At 38.7% G+C, this 16,947-nt stretch carries 13 protein-coding genes; 7 read left to right on the forward strand and 6 right to left on the reverse strand.

Translation table 11 applies throughout. The features are described from left to right. Window positions 1-205: 205 nt before the first annotated feature. Both ND2E_RS0121720 and ND2E_RS05885 read left to right on the forward strand, forming a co-directional pair. Window positions 206-475 (forward strand): cupin domain-containing protein, encoded by a 270-nt coding sequence (locus tag ND2E_RS0121720; RefSeq protein WP_081962077.1) that lies wholly within the window; start codon window positions 206-208, stop codon window positions 473-475. 777 nt (window positions 476-1,252) lie between these two features. Next, window positions 1,253-2,494: a tyrosine-type recombinase/integrase gene (locus tag ND2E_RS05885; RefSeq protein WP_033094885.1), complete on the forward strand. Its 1,242-nt coding sequence runs from the start codon at window positions 1,253-1,255 to the stop codon at window positions 2,492-2,494. Between the two features lie 471 nt (window positions 2,495-2,965). On the opposite strand, the gene ND2E_RS05880 is transcribed toward ND2E_RS05885, so the two are convergent. Both ND2E_RS05880 and ND2E_RS05875 read right to left on the reverse strand, forming a co-directional pair. Next, the gene (locus tag ND2E_RS05880) at window positions 2,966-3,565 is read right to left on the reverse strand and encodes a PEP-CTERM sorting domain-containing protein (protein ID WP_033094886.1); all 600 of its coding nucleotides are present in this window, start codon (window positions 3,563-3,565) and stop codon (window positions 2,966-2,968) included. Between the two features lie 34 nt (window positions 3,566-3,599). Continuing rightward, window positions 3,600-7,541: an ExeM/NucH family extracellular endonuclease gene (locus ND2E_RS05875; protein ID WP_033094887.1), complete on the reverse strand. Its 3,942-nt coding sequence runs from the start codon at window positions 7,539-7,541 to the stop codon at window positions 3,600-3,602. Window positions 7,542-8,029: 488 nt separating this feature from the next. Between ND2E_RS05875 and ND2E_RS05870 the strand changes: the two genes are divergently transcribed. From ND2E_RS05870 to ND2E_RS05860, 3 genes are read left to right on the forward strand one after another with little or no spacing between them, the layout of a single operon-like run. Continuing rightward, window positions 8,030-8,683 (forward strand): ABC transporter ATP-binding protein, encoded by a 654-nt coding sequence (locus ND2E_RS05870; RefSeq protein WP_033094888.1) that lies wholly within the window; start codon window positions 8,030-8,032, stop codon window positions 8,681-8,683. Then, entirely contained in the window at window positions 8,667-11,069 is a 2,403-nt protein-coding gene (locus ND2E_RS05865; RefSeq protein WP_033094889.1) for an ABC transporter permease, read from the forward strand. Before ND2E_RS05870 ends, ND2E_RS05865 begins: the two co-directional genes overlap by 17 nt. A gap of 7 nt (window positions 11,070-11,076) precedes the next feature. Then, entirely contained in the window at window positions 11,077-12,210 is a 1,134-nt protein-coding gene (locus ND2E_RS05860) for a lipocalin-like domain-containing protein (protein WP_052056783.1), read from the forward strand. Window positions 12,211-12,325: 115 nt separating this feature from the next. Here the strand turns inward: ND2E_RS05860 and ND2E_RS05855 are convergent, their stop codons facing one another. Then, a complete protein-coding gene (locus ND2E_RS05855) occupies window positions 12,326-13,072 on the reverse strand; it encodes a hypothetical protein (RefSeq protein ID WP_150113776.1) in 747 nt (248 codons plus the stop codon). 564 nt (window positions 13,073-13,636) lie between these two features. Between ND2E_RS05855 and ppa the strand changes: the two genes are divergently transcribed. Continuing rightward, window positions 13,637-14,167 carry an inorganic diphosphatase gene (ppa, locus tag ND2E_RS05850; RefSeq protein ID WP_033094891.1) on the forward strand — a complete coding sequence of 177 codons (531 nt, stop codon included), beginning with the start codon at window positions 13,637-13,639 and terminating at the stop codon, window positions 14,165-14,167. 19 nt (window positions 14,168-14,186) lie between these two features. Next, window positions 14,187-14,558 (forward strand): thiol-disulfide oxidoreductase DCC family protein, encoded by a 372-nt coding sequence (locus ND2E_RS05845; protein WP_033094892.1) that lies wholly within the window; start codon window positions 14,187-14,189, stop codon window positions 14,556-14,558. 3 nt (window positions 14,559-14,561) lie between these two features. Here ND2E_RS05845 and ND2E_RS05840 read toward each other — a convergent pair whose 3' ends face one another. From ND2E_RS05840 to ND2E_RS05830, 3 genes are all read right to left on the reverse strand, one after another. Beyond that, complete coding sequence (locus tag ND2E_RS05840; protein WP_033094893.1) at window positions 14,562-15,899, reverse strand: MFS transporter; 1,338 nt, start codon at window positions 15,897-15,899, stop codon at window positions 14,562-14,564. Continuing rightward, a complete protein-coding gene (locus tag ND2E_RS05835) occupies window positions 15,892-16,383 on the reverse strand; it encodes a hypothetical protein (protein ID WP_033094894.1) in 492 nt (163 codons plus the stop codon). The genes ND2E_RS05840 and ND2E_RS05835 overlap by 8 nt, the downstream gene beginning before the upstream one ends. Before the next feature lie 103 nt (window positions 16,384-16,486). After that, window positions 16,487-16,858 carry a DoxX family protein gene (locus tag ND2E_RS05830; protein ID WP_033094895.1) on the reverse strand — a complete coding sequence of 124 codons (372 nt, stop codon included), beginning with the start codon at window positions 16,856-16,858 and terminating at the stop codon, window positions 16,487-16,489. Window positions 16,859-16,947: the final 89 nt, after the last annotated feature.

Here is a 16,947-nt window from a genome sequence, read left to right on the forward strand (position 1 = left end):
ATGCGAAAAAAACTAAATTCCTTGACTGATGCCGATCACTCAAGTTAGATTTTACTGAGGTCTACTGGCAGACAAAAAAGTGATCGGCTTGAATGGTATTGAGCGATCGGCATCATAGTATTACGCAATTAGAAACTTTCTTACTACTGAAACAATCATCGATGAAAATAGTCATGGAGGACATGGTACAATCGAAATTCAAAAAATGTATCGACGTGCAGATTTTCAAGGTGCATGGGATTTTGCTTTACGAGTAAAAATGCCGCCAAACTCATCTATGGGATTACATGAGCATGGAGAAGATGAAGAAATGTATATAATTCTAAATGGTGAAGGTCTGATGACTATTGGAGGCGAGAATAAACGAGTACGTAAAGGAGACATGATCCTAAATAAACCCCATGGTACTCACGGTTTATTAAATGATAGCGACCAAGAGCTTGAGCTATTAATTATACAGGCAAGCCTCAAATAACAGATTCATATTTAGTCATGTGCAAACGAGCAAACTTAGATAGGGCGTTTAAATCAAAATTAGGCATAGATATCAGTAATGTTAATTACGGTGATTCACATCAGAAGACAAGTAAACCTAATGATTTACTTGCGTTTTTATTAAAGTAAAGAGTAGCGGTACCAGAAAGTATGACTATACTATTGCAACTCATGTACGTTGGCATTCGAGTATATTAAAAAGTTTCAACGTTTGGGATAATCATATTATGTAGGTATTGGTGGATAATTACTGAGGAGAAATGACAATTCAAAGGTTTTGAAAATATGGCTATGTATTTAGTAACAGTAAAATGGCATGAAACAAAATCTATTAAACTTGTTTTTTGAAACAAGATTATTTGGTAATCAAAGCTCAGTGTGCAAACCAACAATACATGAATGGTCTCATTCAATTTAGTAATTAAAAACAAAGTTTAAATAGACTAATAATTTATATTAATGACGTAACGCTACGTAAAATCTGTGAGGAAATATACACAAAAATATATTTCATGCTCGTAGCGTCACATGAATATGGATAAAGCCCGATAAAATTATTTGGGTGTGTTCACGAGTGAAAACTGGATCAATCCAGATAATAAGTTGGTTTAACATTTTTCAGAATCTGAATAACGACAGGGACAACCACCCTTTAATAAAACATACTCGCTATGTCCGATACTCTTCAGTATTGGACATAGTGCATATAATGATTTAAACTGACTTCATCTGCCTTATCTGCTTGGTTTTACAAATAATGTTATTAACTAAACCCGTTCCTTTATATCCACCATACATAGATTTATGTGATTTCGATTTTGATGACTATCCTGAGTTAGATAAAATATTCTCAACTAATGAAACCTGGTGGCTTGAACAATTTAACTGGGGAAAGATTTTCCTAACCTATATTGGTAGAAATAAATCTGCACATACTTATGAACGATTTAGAAACGACGTTGAACGTTTTCTTTTATGGTCATTCATCATAAAGCAAAAACCTATCGACCAATTACGTAAATCAGATTTACTAGAATACGCTGACTTTTGTTGGCAGCCACCAGTTGACTGGATCGGCACATCTAATCAAGAACGTTTTAAAATAACCAATGGTTATTCTGCAGCTAATGAACTTTGGTTTCCATACAAGATTCAAGCGCCTAAAAGTTTAAAATCTCAATACGTTGTTGATAAGAAAAAATATCGTCCATCACAGCAAACACTTTCATCAATGTTTACCGCTATTATTGTTTTCTATAATTACCTGATGGCTGAAGATTTTTGTATTGGTAATCCTGCCCAAATTGCTAAAAAAGATTGTCGGCACTTTATCATTGATTCACAAGTTAAAGAAATCAAACGTTTAACTGCTAGCCAATGGCAATTCGTTTTAGATACTGCTGTTGAAATGGCTGATGAAAATCCACTATTTGAACGCAACCTATTTGTTATTGCCTCATTAAAAACCTTATTCCTTAGGATTTCAGAATTATCTGAACGACCCAATTGGTCGCCAACTATGGGACATTTTTGGCAGGATGATGATGAAAACTGGTGGCTAAAAATATTTGGAAAAAGCCGTAAATTACGCGACATTACTGTACCGATCGACTTTTTACCTTTTTTAGAACGCTATCGTGCATCTCGTGGTTTATTAGGTTTACCATCAAGCAATGAAAATTCAATTCTAGTTGAAAAAGTACGTGGTCAAGGTGGTATGACATCGAGGCATTTACGCCGTATTGTGCAAAGTGTTTTCGATCAGGCACATGATAATATGCGCAGATTGGAAGGTGAAAATAAAGCGCTCAAATTGAAAGAAGCTTCTGCCCATTGGCTTAGGCATACAGGTGCTAGTATGGAAATTGAACGTGGGCGCCCTCTTAAAGATATTTCTGAAGATCTCGGTCACGCCAGTATGGCAACCACAGATACTGTTTATGTTCAGAGTGAAAACAAGAAACGTGCAGAAAGTGGTAAACGCAGAAAAGTAGATTAGCAAACCACGATTAATACAGAGATACCAGGTGAAATTGCTTTTCAATTTTATTGTTAACATTACTTATAAAACAGTATGCTATGTAATTTATTACCTGTAATCACTAACAAACCTTAATAGAATTTACGTAGCGTCAGGTTGTTTTTTAGTCTTGTATCGCTTTAACCCTTTATAATAAAGGATTGTAGCTACAATCAGCTTAATTTAAACCTTTCGTTTTTATGGCTTAAATAAGGCTGTTTTGAGTAAATAAGCAACGATTACGACAAAATTTATGCAATAAAAATGGTGATCAGCGCCCTGCTATTGTTTTTATATTTACCCGTTATTAGCTATATTTAATTAATTGTATTGATGAGTTTTTGAATTAACACTTATTAAAAAGCCCTAACATTACCGTTAGGGCTTGCACGAATAAGTTAATCTGATAGTAATTTAATTTTTATACGAGTGTAGATTAACCTTAAATACTTAGTTTAATTTTCTTTGTCGAGTTAATACGGCTATTGCAATCAACATTAATAGTATTGTCATTGGCTCAGGTACATCGACAGGAACTGCTGAATTTACGATAAAAGAAGCATTTGTGCTGCTAACGTCGACGAAAGAACTACCAAAGTCATCACCAAAAATGACGTTAGTTAAGTCCAACATACTTGTTCCAGCGTTAGTAACGTCAAAGTTTACACTTGCTAAAACAAATTGGCTTAATCCATCTTGAACAGGCAAAAGCTCATCCCACCAAGCATAACTAACTTCTGATAAGGTCACACTGTCAGTCATAAAATCAAAAACACTTTGATCACTACCGCCAAAACCAACATTCAGCTTATTGCCAAAACTACTAGAGTCGTAATCGATTACTGAGTTGTCCCACGAGAGCGTAAAGTCAAATGTTGCTAATAACTTTTGAAAACCCAATACATCTTCTTCAATATCGCTGATAATAAAATCTGCAGTGAGTACGTCACCTACTTGATAACTTTCTTGGTTTAATTCAACTGACAGTAATGTCGCATGACTATTGATTGAAACTAAAAGCATGGTGACTAACATTATTATTTTTTTCATGATTATTCCTTTTAAAACCTTTTGGGTAAATTAATTATTCTGTCGCACAACGTGAACGAGTACATAAAGACATTAATGCTCTAACATCTAGGCTGTTAACAACACTATCGTTATTAAAGTCGTGTTGTATATCACCTGTTTCACCACGACGAATCATCATTGAAAGCTGGTTAACATCATTTCGGTCAATATCTGCATCACCATCAAAATCACCTACAAGCTCAACTTCACTCTGTAGATTCAGTACAACAATGACGGGATCATGATCTGATGCACGATACGCATCTTCAGCAAAGTACGTTGTTAATTGTTCTGATGATTTATACTCTATGTTGTAATCTAATATGCGTGGCTCATCGGCATTGATATGCCAAACGGTTGCATCAACAACTTGGCTCGCTAAGTTATTACTAGCAAGTGCATGATCTAAGTAACCAATTTCACCACCAAAACTATATGAATAACCAGCGCTGCCTTGATAATCAGCAATTAAGTTATGATAATCATTGTGAGTAATTGCATTAATCGGATCTTCTTTACCGTAAGCATTCAAGTCACCAATAATTAAAAAATCAGCATCGCTAGAGCCCGTTGGATTTGTGTTTAACCAAGCGGTTAAACCATTTGCCGCTTGGGTTCTCAGCTCATTCCAACACCCTTGACCGTCTCCTTGATCAAGGTTATTGCCAGAGGCACTGCCACAACTGCCTTTCGATTTGAAGTGATTTACTGCAATGGTTAGCTCTTCATTTGTTGCAATTTCTTTAAAGGTTTGCACTAACGGCTGACGGTTGCCAAAATCAAAAGGGCTTTGATTTGTCGTAACCGCATTGCCTACAAGTGAGACGGTAGCTGGCTTGTATATTATGCCTACTGTGATTGCGTCGCTTCCAACACCTGCTTGCTCCAAGCTGACATATGCATATGTTCCCTCACCTATTTGGGCATTTAACTGGCTAACAAGATCTGCAATTGCTGAACTATTGTCAAAACCATCGTTTTCTAACTCCATCAGACCAACAATATCTGCATTGATTTCTTTAAGCGCAGAGACAATTTTACTGCTTTGGCGGGTAAATTCTTCTAACGTATCTGCGCCTCGCGCAGTCGGAAAACCTTGACCTGCACCATCACCATTGAAGTAATTCAGAACATTAAAACTTGCTACTTTTAACGAGCCACTTTCATCGAGTTCAGCTTGTGTTGTTCTCGTATTTGTTGAACTAAAGAGTGGTGTCGTTGTTGGCAATACGCGGTACTGATTGAAACTATAATCAATTACACCAGTTAAACCTGTAACAGAATCGCCTAAACGTAAGGTATTTTCATGGCTCAACCCTGGTGCCGGAAATGGCACATTATCAGGATTTTGCGCATTATTCATATCATCTAATGTTATTCTGTTTCGGCTATTTTTATTCGCTAAATCAATCGCTTGTTCACTACCTGCGTTATAGATGTTGGTAGGTAAAATCAAACGACCATTCGATAAGGTCAACTGGCCGTAGCGTGCTAAATTATAGGTATCACTGACTTTCAAGCTATCATTAAATCTCACTGACATGCCTTCAATAGTTTCCCAATAATCAGTTGTAGAAACAGGTAAAGATACCATGGTAGTTTCAATTTGTTCGCCAACACCACAATCAACAAAGTCTGTTGTTGCTGTCAACTGAGTACGACCATAACTCTCTTTTACTGTGCCGTTTATTCTCACTTTATTGCCCACTGTCGGGAAATTAGCAATGTCGTTAAAATAAACAAAAATTGCTTCCGAGGTTAGCAAATCAGTATCGGTGTGCTCTGCTTCTTCTTGGACAAAGTAGCCTTTTAAGCTTGGCACTGTTGCTGTAACCGTACCTTCAATAACTTTGATTTCTCCAACAAAAGGTGAATCATTGTTGCTACCTTGAAGAGTATTGATTGCATCAGCCTCCTCATCACACATGCCAATGACAGGATTTTCTCCTGTACCAGGATCAGTCGGCGATGTATCAGCTAAATGAGCGCCTAAATTCTCAAAGGTATCTTTAGGGTTTGATTGCCATTGGTCGGCTTTAACAAATTCATCTGTTCTATCTGTATCACCTGATGTAACTGATGCTAAGCGCACTAATGAGGTATCTTTACCCCAATTTTGTCTCACGCCATAGGTACCAATATTATCAATTATCGTATCGCCATGAACTAGCTCGACATAATCATCACCATTGAAGTTAACAGCGCTAACAAAATGGTCAATATAAGGGACTAATGCACTGTCATCGGCAATTTGAGCTGAGCCTAATACCACCACATCTTTTGCCAGTATTTCACCTGTTAGTGTGTAAGTGCCCGTCGGCGATGTACTTCCATTTGAGTAAAGCTTGAATTGATAATCTGCCAACGAAATAGCACTATTGGTTGGGTTATAGATCTCTATCGCTTTGTTAAAGCTTGAGCCTTCAACATATTCAGAGAAAAATAGATCATCACCTAGTGCTGGGGGATCTACAGGGTCTACTGGATCAATGGGGTCAACCGGATCTACGTCTGAACAAGATGCGCTATAGAGTGTTGAAATCCACTCTGGGTGGTCAATAAATGGGTTACGGTTTCCTTGAAATTCATAAATTTTATTATTTCTATGTTGCTCAAATTCATCAACAGGATCAGCTTCACTCCATGCTAATAAGGTACACAACTTACCTAATTTAGCTTCTCCGCCTGAGGTTAAGTTATCAACTACTTGAAGGTCTGGTGTTACCGAGTCCAAACCGGCATAACGGGTATCCATGTATAAAACGATACGAGCGACATCACCTTTTACCGCATCTCTTGGTTCAAATGAATTACCGTCTACCCGATTTTCAGGGGACTCTGGTAAAGGTGCATCACTATTATCAAAATCTAAGTTACCTCTTGAAGAGTTAACGGATATATCCGTTGGCCTTAGGTGGTGTATGTCTGAATAAGCCATGGCACTTGAGCTTGGGAACCCGTGGCTTTTCGCCCAAACATGCTCACGATTCCAGTTATCAGGGTTGGTAGATTGTGAGCCACTGCCGTTTGACGTTTTCGCTTTGGAAATACCACGATAAAATAAAATGACATTATCAGGATTTAACGGGTCTTCATCGGTGACGGTTAATGCCGTCCATGCTTCTGAATAGGTTAATTGTTTATGATTAGCTGAAATGACCTCATTGATATTCGTTCGAATAACGTCAGTACTTTGCGCTGACTCAATTGCGTTAAATACAGCCGCATAATAAGTAGTATCATCAAATTCTGCAGCATTTTCTATTGGGCTTAAATCGGGGCAATTATAACATGCATCAATAATTGGGCCTTGGCTGTTATCGCCTCCGCCATCTTCAACACCCGCTGTTACCAACACATTATCCAAACTAATATATTCAGACCCTGAGTTGTTTGCCATTGATACTTTGATTTGCAGCGAGCTTCCTTGTGCAATGCTTTGAGTAATAGTGGCCGAAGTAAAGTCATCATTCATGGTATGACTGCTGTTGCCTTTACCTTGCCAGTTTTCGACTCTAACAAAAGGTGCGTTATCTACCGAATACCACAAGTCAAAGAAGTCAGCTGATTCAAGCGTGCCACTTTCTTCAGCTAACACTGAGATAGTAATATTCGTTTTACCTTCAATATTTATTGATTCTGACAACCAGTCTACATAACCATCAACATCTCTTGCTTCAATTTTACTATTATTAACTTTAAACCAATCACTGTTTGCGGTTAATTGTGCATTACTCACATCAATAGACCAGCGATTGATCCCAGTCATATCAATTGTTTCAAAAACAGCCCCTTTATTACTTAATGCGGGGTTATTAAAATCTTCAGACCATAGTGTTTCAGCACTCAAAGCACTGTGGCTAACAAAACTAGACGCAACACACAGTGCAATCGAGCTTAATTTTAGTTTGTTTTGGCCAAAAAATAGACTTGGCACTACCTTACGAGTATTCATTTCATTTCTCCAAATTAATAATGAATTTGCGTTAAAAAAGTACTTCTATTGGTTAAAACTTCAACTTGATTCTGAACGATGAATGTTACAGTTTTGTTATTTAACGGTAAGATTGTTGTTATTCTTGACCAAATAGTCAACCAATAAGTGTTTATTAAATAAACATTATTAAGAAAACAATCTTAATGGTTAGTAATAGCAAGGGGTGGCGCTTGATTTTTTTTGTCCCGCGGTAATAAAACGATTTTAATCGTTGAGTTAGTTTCTTCGTTTAGCTGATTTAGTGAGTGTTTGGATAGAGATTGTTCTATACAATGGTTTTATTCGGTGCGCTGTTACAATCGAACATGAGTGAGTGGAACTAATCTATAGAATAATTGCTTAATACTCGTACTTAACATCAGTATTGTTTAACGGAAAACTCTGTATTCTTAATAGTTTTACAAAGTTTGTTGCGCTAAAATACTATAGGCTAACAAGGAGTTACCGTGATAGAAGTAAAAGATTTGTCTTTCAGTCGTAATGATGGTGATAACAAACAAAGCATTTTAAATAAGCTTAATTTGTTTGTGCCTGCTTGCCAACAGCTTGCATTACTTGGTGATAGTGGCTCTGGTAAAACTACCTTTTTACATATTCTTGCAGGTCTACTTCAAGCTGATAGCGGCTCAGTCAGTGTTAATAACCAAGAGTTATCGCTTCTTAATGAGCAAGATCTCGCACTTTATCGTCGTAAAATTGGGCTGATTTTTCAGCACTATCAATTACTTGATTGCCTAAGTGTGAAACAAAATATTTTATTTCAACATAAACTTAACTTCCCAACAGAAGTGGCGAGTGAATTTGACGCTCTAATTGAGGAATTAGGGCTACAAAACAAGCTTAATGCCTTGCCTCATCAGCTTTCTGGTGGTGAACAACAACGCGTTGGCATTGCACGAGCCTTGCTTAATAAGCCTCGAATTATATTTGCTGATGAGCCAACGGGCAATTTAGATCAACAGCGTTCTCACCAAGTGGTTAAGCTTCTTACCCAGTTATGCCGTGAAAGAGAAATCAATCTCGTAATGGTGACTCATAGTCATCAATTAACTGATTACTTTGATCATGTGAACGTGCTAAGAGATGGCCGTTTTGACTAACGAAATCAAAGTTATTTTAACCACTCATCTCGCATTTTATCGCCGACATCCTTGGTTAATGGCATTGTTTATTCTAGGGTTCAGCCTAGGAAGTGCTCTATTAACGGCTATTTCTGGGCTTAATCAAGAGGCTAAAACACGTTATCAGCACTCTTCTGCATTAATCAATAATCCTGTCTCACATTTAATTAAACCACTCACAGGAACACAGTATATTGATGGTAAGTTATGGATAGAGTTACGACAGCATGGTGTGTTACATGCACAACCCGTTTTACGCGGTAGATTAAAAACTGAGGAAGGCAAATCATTAGCAATTCAAGGTGTTGACACTCTGCTATGGTTGAATAATACGCAATACAAACAAGCCAATGAAAACGATAATGATAAACCCAAGCACTTTTCTTTGTCTGCTGTGTTAGTTGACTCGCAATTTTCCGAACGAGTTTACAAAAAATCGGGTAAGCAAACCCAATTTGTCCTGCATAACCGTCAACATCAACCAAAGATAAGTTTAATGGATGGCATTGGTTTGTGGGCTATTACCGATATTGCCCATGCGGACTACTTGTTAGATGCTAAGGGACAGCTCAGTTTTATCGAGTTATCCCATGTTACTCAAGCGCAATTAGAGTTGATAAAGCAATTGATTGCTGAGAAAGCACAGCTTGTTGACGCGCAACAACAGTCGTTTGATGTCTTGTCACAAGCGTTCTTCTTTAATCTTACTGCACTGGCCATGCTTGGCTATATTGTCGCGGCCTTTTTGAGTTTCAACGCGATAAAACTCAGCCTGTCGGCACGAAAGAAATTGCTTAGACAAATGCAGTTATTGGGCTGCACTAAACGAAATATTCAACTTAGCCTGAGTATTGAACTGGTTATCGTCAGCCTTTGTACTGCGCTGCTAGGAACCTTAGGCGGTTACTTCATTGCTAATGGCCTGGTGCTTGATGTAAATCGCACCTTGATTGGTTTGTACCAACTCGATAAAGCGCTTGTTATTCATTGGCAATGGTCAAATGTTTTATTAGGTTTTTCGCTCAATATAGCTGCCTTAGCTGTAATACTTTTGACGCAAGCTAAAGAAGTGGCTAATAAAGGTAAAATTATGTTTTACGCCTTATTGTCGTGTACCTCAATAGGCTTAATTTGGCTTCTTAATTATGCGACGAATGAATACCAGGCATTATTACTGTGTTTTACCTTGCTTATGTTGTTTATATTGCTTGTGCCTAAAGCACTATCAGGTTTGGTGTCAGTACCTTTTACTTTGAACAATCCGTTAACTCAGTGGTTACATGGCGATTCTCGATTTCACCTAAAAGATTTGCATATTGCCATTATTGCTATTTTAGTTGCCCTTGGCAGTGCTATAGGCATGCAAATTATGGTTAAAAGCTTTAGTACCACATTAAATGCTCACCTAGAAAAACAATTGAGTGCGGATATTTATTTGCGCGCAGATAAGTTTGATCACACGTTAAGGCAAACACTGAAACATTTGCCTGAAGTTAAACAACTCAGTATCTATTTGAAAAGTGAAGGCAAGGTAAACAAAGTACCGGCAAAGCTTTCAAGTTTTGGCGATAGCTTTGATCATTATCAACAAATATCGCTTACCTCAGGTTTACCCATCAGTTCAGACAATTTTTTTGATAAGGGCTGCTTGGCAAATGAACAAAGTAAAATTAAATTTGGTTTTTCTTTAGGTGACCTAGCAGTATTTACGCAAAATTCAACGGCGTTTACTTGTCGTATAACGGGCTTTTTTTATGATTATGGAAATCCAAGTATTTCATTGCTGACGCTAGAAAGTCGACAAAGCGCAGTAATGTTGAATACGGAATATGTCGGGTATTCAATCCAGCTCAAAACTAGCGCAAGCGTCGAAGTATTTAGTGAACGATTAATAAACGAGTTTAATCAAGACAGTACACATATTTTACCTAACAAACGATTTAAGCTAATAGCCAATGCCTTATTTGATGATACCTTTGTTGTTACCAAAGCGCTTAATGGTTTTATTCTCGCCATTGCCTTATTAAGTCTGTGTACAAGTTTGTTAAGTTTAAGCGTTAATCAATTAAAGCAGTTAATTATATTGCGCAATTTAGGGGTGACACAGCAGCAATTATTAACCATGAAGCTGTTACAAACTGGAAGTATTGTATTGTTTACCGCCTTATTTGCTATTCCGCTGGGTTTTGCCTTAGGCTTTGCCTTATTAAAGTTTGTTATGCCTATCGCTTTTGGCTGGACCATTCATTTTAGTTTAGATTTAACCAGTTTACTTTTAATGTGCTTAACACTGGTCGGTGTCTCCGTGTTTTGTGCTTATTTACCGATACGTAAGCTCACAAATTTAGAAGCAAAGGAGCTATGATCTCGTGATGAAGCAACAAAAAGTGCAAAGGTTAATAGTCAGCCGATTCGTTTTAATGTGTTTAGCTTTTGTACTCGCTGCTTGTCAGCCTGTGGAACAAAAACAGACATCATCTACCTTGCAAATAGCCAATGGTGAGCCAGTAATAAGAGGTACGGCATTAGTGTTTCCAAAAGATCACGGTATTCATGCTGAACAAGGCATTGAATGGTGGTATTTAACGGCAAATTTGAAAAGTGATACAGGTGAAACTTTCGGTGTGCAATGGACACTCTTTCGCACCTTAATGCCGAGTAACATTGAATCAACATGGTGGGATAACAACCTTTATTTCGCCCACTTTGCGATGCAACACCAACAAAAGCATGCTGCCTTTGAACGCTTTTCTCGAGCTGGCCAAACTAAAGTAACTAGCGCGCCGTTTAGTGCTGCCATTGATAATTGGCAACTGAGCAGTATCACTAATGATTTTTTACCATTGAAGCTAACTGCAGCTCATGAAAATTACCAAGTCGGGTTAACACTAAGCGACAGCCCTATGGTATTACATGGTGAAAAGGGCTATAGCCAAAAAACTGAAAGTGGCCATGCATCTTATTACTTTAGCTACCCATTTTTACAGGTAAAAGGTAGCATAACGTTTGCCGGAAAAAGCCATAACGTATCAGGAAATGCCTGGTATGACAGAGAATGGTCGGCCAGTTTACTCGATAAAAATCAACTGGGTTGGGATTGGTTCAGCCTAGTTGATTCTGACGCTGGAGAGTCAGAGCAAAAAGGATTAATGCTGTTCTGCATTCGGGGGCTTGAACAAAAAGCCGATCAAGGTAACCAAGATAATAATGGGCTCAGTAATGGCCACGGTTATGATTATTGTCGAGGCACTCGCATAGCGGCCGATGGAGAAGCTACGGATATTTCAACGGGTAGTATTAAGCTGTCTGTCGTTAACAACGTGACAATAGATAATCAAGATTACCCTAGCAAATGGCAGGTTGACTTACCGAACACCCCAACCATTTTTATAGAAAGTATTACTAAGGATTCGCGTAATAAATTAACGATACCTTATTGGGAAGGCCGAGTTAAGGCCACAGGAGGCTTTATTGGTACAGGTTATGCCGAGATAACTGGCTACTAAATAACGGGCTAAAAAATAACAAATATTTGAAATAGCCTCAGGGCAATATTAACATCGATCGTAAAGCCGATACTTTTAGTCTTTCCTGTGATGTTTCGGCTTTAATTTAGATGAGCTAAGCAACGGGACCTACCGGCGAATTAGCTGGGGCAAATACTGCATTGCTTTGGTTTTTCCTAGGTTTTAATAGACGTACCTCTTTCCAAAATTTAACTAACACTGTTTGTATTCCTGCACCGCTGTAGCCTGATGGTTGCAGCAAGATTTCTTCAGAGACATCTGCGCTTAGCGCACCTGCTTGAGGGACCATGGAAGTATTAAAATAGTAATCATCATCGTCAGTCGCATCTGCATCCCATACATGATAATGAATTCGTGGAGCATTAGTATTAGCATCTTCATCGCCAAGATCGAAAATATGCTCAAGCTGACTACCATTTAACTTGAATCCGTTAGCCGGTAAAAAACTGACATCATTAGCCCAATTAATAAGAGTGTCACCGCCCACTTTCATGCGAATGTTCAACTCAGTAACTGACTCCCAAAATGGTTCAAGATCGTCATTCAGAATAACCCGTGAGGCATAATGGTTCACTTTGTATTTCGGCGCAATATTCACCCATTGTTGGCGGAAGTCTACATTACCGTTAAATTCATCCACCCGCGCAATGACTAACCTTGGAAAGGGCTCCACTTCTTCTGGAAGATCGTATTCATGCTCAAATTGATACGTGCCTGGTTCAAGAGGGTTGTCACCGAGTGACAGTTGGTCAATCACCAAAAAGCCTGGCAACAGACGTAGTGTGTCGGCCTGCCCATCTCCCCAATCAATACGAATAAGCCGTGTGGGGGCATCGACCACAATGGTCGCGCACGCTATGATACTGTCGGTCGTGACGGAAAAGTCAATTATTCTAGGGATTGATGTCGGTTGTTTTATTGGATCCAAAGCAACCAGATTTGGGGCAATAGCAATGGGTTCGCAAAGAGATTTTTTCATGTGAATTCCATTTAATAATGTTGTATATGAAATATAGAACACATACCTAATTTATCAACTAGATATGATTGTGGGGTTTAAAGCTATTTAGCTGAACGAAAGAACGGCGCTATGTAGGAGATATAGGACTTTAAAGGTTCTTTTTATAGCTTTATTCGGAAAAGCTAAAAGTGCAATAAGCAAATAAATCTTGCCAGCGACTGGTAAAGCGAAATAAACAAACTAAGTAAATTTCACTGCTGATATCGGCTTCGAGCGGATGTTAGCCACAAGTACTCTCGAATGTTATCTATGCATACAGAGTACTATAAATTTTATGGCGATAAGTGCCCTATTGCTCCATATTTGATCGTTAGGGTTTGTGGTTTTTTCAGTATACGCAAACCGTGAACTATACTTAATTAAAATGGAATGGGAGTTCAGTTAATGAGCCTAAGCGACGTACCAGCTGGGATATCTATACCCGATGATTTTAATGTAATTATCGAAATCCCTGCCAATGCTGATCCAATAAAGTATGAGATAGACAAAGACAGCGGTGCTATTTTTGTTGACCGCTTCATTGCTGCGCCCATGTTTTATCCCTGCAATTATGGCTATGTAAATAATACGCTATCACTTGACGGTGACCCGTTCGATGTCCTAGTACAGACTCCCTATCCGCTAATGACTGGTAGCGTTATTCGTTGTCGTCCTGTGGGCATATTGAAAATGACCGATGAGTCTGGTGAAGATGCAAAAATAATCGCTTTTCCACACAGTAGTCTGAGTTGCGAATATGACAAAATTGAAAATATTGGTGATATTCCTAACTTATTAAAAGCGCAAATAGTGTCATTTTTTCAGCATTATAAAAGTCTTGAACATGGAAAGTGGGTCAAAATAGATCGTTGGGGTGATATTGATGAGGCAAGAACAGAGATCTTATCCAGCGTTGAACGAGCTAAATTAAAATAGCAAGTCCGAGGGCTACGATATGGAGACTAATCGAGTTAGCATCACAGTGTTTTATGATGGAGCCTGCCCTAAATGTGTAAAAGATAGGCGCTTTTATGAACGTTTAGCTGGGCAAGGCGGTAAACAAATCAGATGGTTCGACATTACTGGTCAAGATGAACATTTAAAAGGTCTATCTATCGATCCAGTCAAGGCGCTTTCTGAACTTCACCTCCAGCTTTCCGATGGTAAAATTTTATATGAATTAGATGCATACATCGTCTTAATGGACCGAGTGTGGTTACTAAAAGTACTAGCTTGGCTCATTTCTCTGCCAGTAATTCGTCCCTATTTGGCAAAACTTTATCACCATAGAGTACAGAAACGATTAAAAGCATCTGGACGAATATAGCCACTATTTACTTTGGTTTAAGTGTATCCCCTGCTTTTCCGCTTTATATTCTGAATGCATAAATGCCCAAACAGATATGATGCCAACGGCAGAAATCAAGATAAGCATATTCATAAAACTAGACCAACCACCTGCGCTATCTGCCAGTCTTCCCCCTATGAAGGCAAATGCTGCACTGGCGGCAAAGCCAAAGGCATCTATTAAACACACCAAGGTCGCACTATGAGGGCCGCCATATTCAATGGAAAATATCGACATGGGCAAGTAATAGGCCGGGGAAATTGAAAAAGCGAACAAAAAAATTGCGCCCAGTGCAATTGGGTAATTCAATTCAACGCTAAAATTAAACAAAGGTAAATACTGCAAAGTAAGCACGCTCAATAAACTAAGGATCAGCGCTATGGTTAATACTGTCCTGATCCCTCGTTTTGAAAAGCGGTCGTAAAATGCAATTGAAGCCAAAAGCCCTGCCAAAGAACCAACGGGAAAGACAGTAGAGGCCATTGCAGCCTGTGATGGCGTGAGTTGATAGCTTTCCATAAGATAAACCGCAACAAAGTCCAAAAAGGCCATCATGCAAGTGAGTACCATCAACATGATAACCACTAGCCAAACCCTAGGGCTTTTTGCAAATGCTACCAACCCATCAAACGTGCCGGTTCCTTTGAGTGGGTGATTATATTTGTTATACAGCGCTTGTTTTGATGCATTAACCAGCTCAGTGTTTTCTGTATTGTTTTCATCCTCTTTAAAGAAATTAGGGGGTGCAGGTGTTTCTTTTAAGTAAAAATAGCAGCCGACAAAAATGACCAACGCAAAAATAGCTGCGATGAACGCTACTATTCGCCAATGCATGAAGCTCATCAGCCAACCAAAAAACAAGGTAGCCAACACCACACTTAACCTCGAACTGGTAGCAAGAATACTCCATACCTGCCCATAATGTTGAGGGTGATACCACTCACCAATCAGCTTAGTCATACCTGGCCAGCCCGAAGACTTGCTGCAATAAAGTAGAAATGAAAAGCTGGTAAAAGCGATTACATTGGGCGAAAGCCCAAAGGCAATGATAAATATCGCGGTAAAAAAAATGCCAGTTAATAAAGTGAAACGTCCGCCAAACTTATCGGCAAGAGGACCCCAAATGATTTTTCCAACCAGCGCACCTAGGGTGCCATAAGCCGCAAAGTCACCAACATTTGTTTTTGTTAACTCCAAGGTCTCATCTGCAAGCATGGCAGGACTGAGAATAGTGACCATTTGACGACAAATCATCATGGCGGCATACCCCAGATACATGGAAATAATGATAGTCATTTGCTGCGGAGGGCGATTAGGCATTATTATCTGGAACCTGAAATACTTTTTGTGCGGTATGCTTTGATTTCTTTGAATCTGTGTAGGAGAAGCCTGCCACCACTCGGATTACTGAATGTCGCTTATCAATTGATATAACTTTTGTTATGACCTGATTCACGTTTGGTCGTACCCAAAAATACCAACCTATCGGCACTACTGAACTGCGTTCAAATATTTTGTCTTTGAAGATAACATTTTGGTTTTTTTCGTTACAAATAATTCGACTATCATCCATCAATCCGTGAACAGATAACTCTAGATGCTTAATTATATGCTGGACGAAGCCCCTATTCTTAAATACAAATCTTATCTCGGCAATTACGTTATCACTATCACTGTTAGATCGAAAAAACTCACAATCTACGTAAAACTCCACTCTAGGCTTAAATTTTTGAGTCCAATAAAACCAGATAGCGGCCGATAGTAAACCTAATAAGGTAATTATTTCCTTAATTGAGAGTTCCATGATGCCTTCCTATGCCTAAAGCCTTGCTCAGCGGCAGCTTAAAGTGACCTGTTTTTACGTTAGAAAAACAGTGGTGCTTTAAACTGTCTACAGGCGCTAATGGTTAGGCTTTATCTATAGCCCAAATTCCAGCACCACGTGAGGCGATAAGCAAAAAACCAAAACAAAACATTATTGCCAGTTCTCCTCCGTTTGCAATTGGGAAGAATTCTTTTGAACCATGCGCCATCCAGTAAGCTGCAGCCATAGTACCGCTAGCAATGAATGCTGCTGGGCGCGTAAACAAACCAACCATAATAAGAATACCTGCGACTAATTCAATTGCACCCGCCGTATATAACATAGGGTTGAGTGGCCAAGGGAATTCTACGGGGAAGTTGAAAAACTTTTGTGTGCCATGCCATAAAAATAAAAATCCAATGACTATCCTGAAAAGGGCATATATTTGCTCTTGAAAACTGTCTAGAAATTTCATGTCGTTTCTCCGCTATGATTCATGCGTTTTAATTTATCATTACTGAACTAAGGCAAACCTAACCTGACCAGTCCATTACCTATATCTTT

Origin of the sequence: Colwellia psychrerythraea (assembly GCF_000764225.1) — a bacterium.
GTDB classification, from domain to species: domain Bacteria; phylum Pseudomonadota; class Gammaproteobacteria; order Enterobacterales; family Alteromonadaceae; genus Colwellia; species Colwellia psychrerythraea_D.

Bases quoted from the DNA above. Each gene is read 5' to 3' on its own strand.
- ND2E_RS05875 (WP_033094887.1), bottom strand. From the start codon at position 7,541: ATGAATACTCGTAAGGTAGTGCCAAGTCTATTTTTTGGCCAAAACAAA.
- ppa (WP_033094891.1), top strand. From the start codon at position 13,637: ATGAGCCTAAGCGACGTACCAGCTGGGATATCTATACCCGATGATTTT.
- ND2E_RS0121720 (WP_081962077.1), top strand. From the start codon at position 206: ATGTATCGACGTGCAGATTTTCAAGGTGCATGGGATTTTGCTTTACGA.
- ND2E_RS05835 (WP_033094894.1), bottom strand. From the start codon at position 16,383: ATGGAACTCTCAATTAAGGAAATAATTACCTTATTAGGTTTACTATCG.
- ND2E_RS05840 (WP_033094893.1), bottom strand. From the start codon at position 15,899: ATGCCTAATCGCCCTCCGCAGCAAATGACTATCATTATTTCCATGTAT.
- ND2E_RS05865 (WP_033094889.1), top strand. From the start codon at position 8,667: ATGGCCGTTTTGACTAACGAAATCAAAGTTATTTTAACCACTCATCTC.
- ND2E_RS05845 (WP_033094892.1), top strand. From the start codon at position 14,187: ATGGAGACTAATCGAGTTAGCATCACAGTGTTTTATGATGGAGCCTGC.
- ND2E_RS05830 (WP_033094895.1), bottom strand. From the start codon at position 16,858: ATGAAATTTCTAGACAGTTTTCAAGAGCAAATATATGCCCTTTTCAGG.
- ND2E_RS05880 (WP_033094886.1), bottom strand. From the start codon at position 3,565: ATGAAAAAAATAATAATGTTAGTCACCATGCTTTTAGTTTCAATCAAT.
- ND2E_RS05885 (WP_033094885.1), top strand. From the start codon at position 1,253: ATGTTATTAACTAAACCCGTTCCTTTATATCCACCATACATAGATTTA.
- ND2E_RS05860 (WP_052056783.1), top strand. From the start codon at position 11,077: ATGAAGCAACAAAAAGTGCAAAGGTTAATAGTCAGCCGATTCGTTTTA.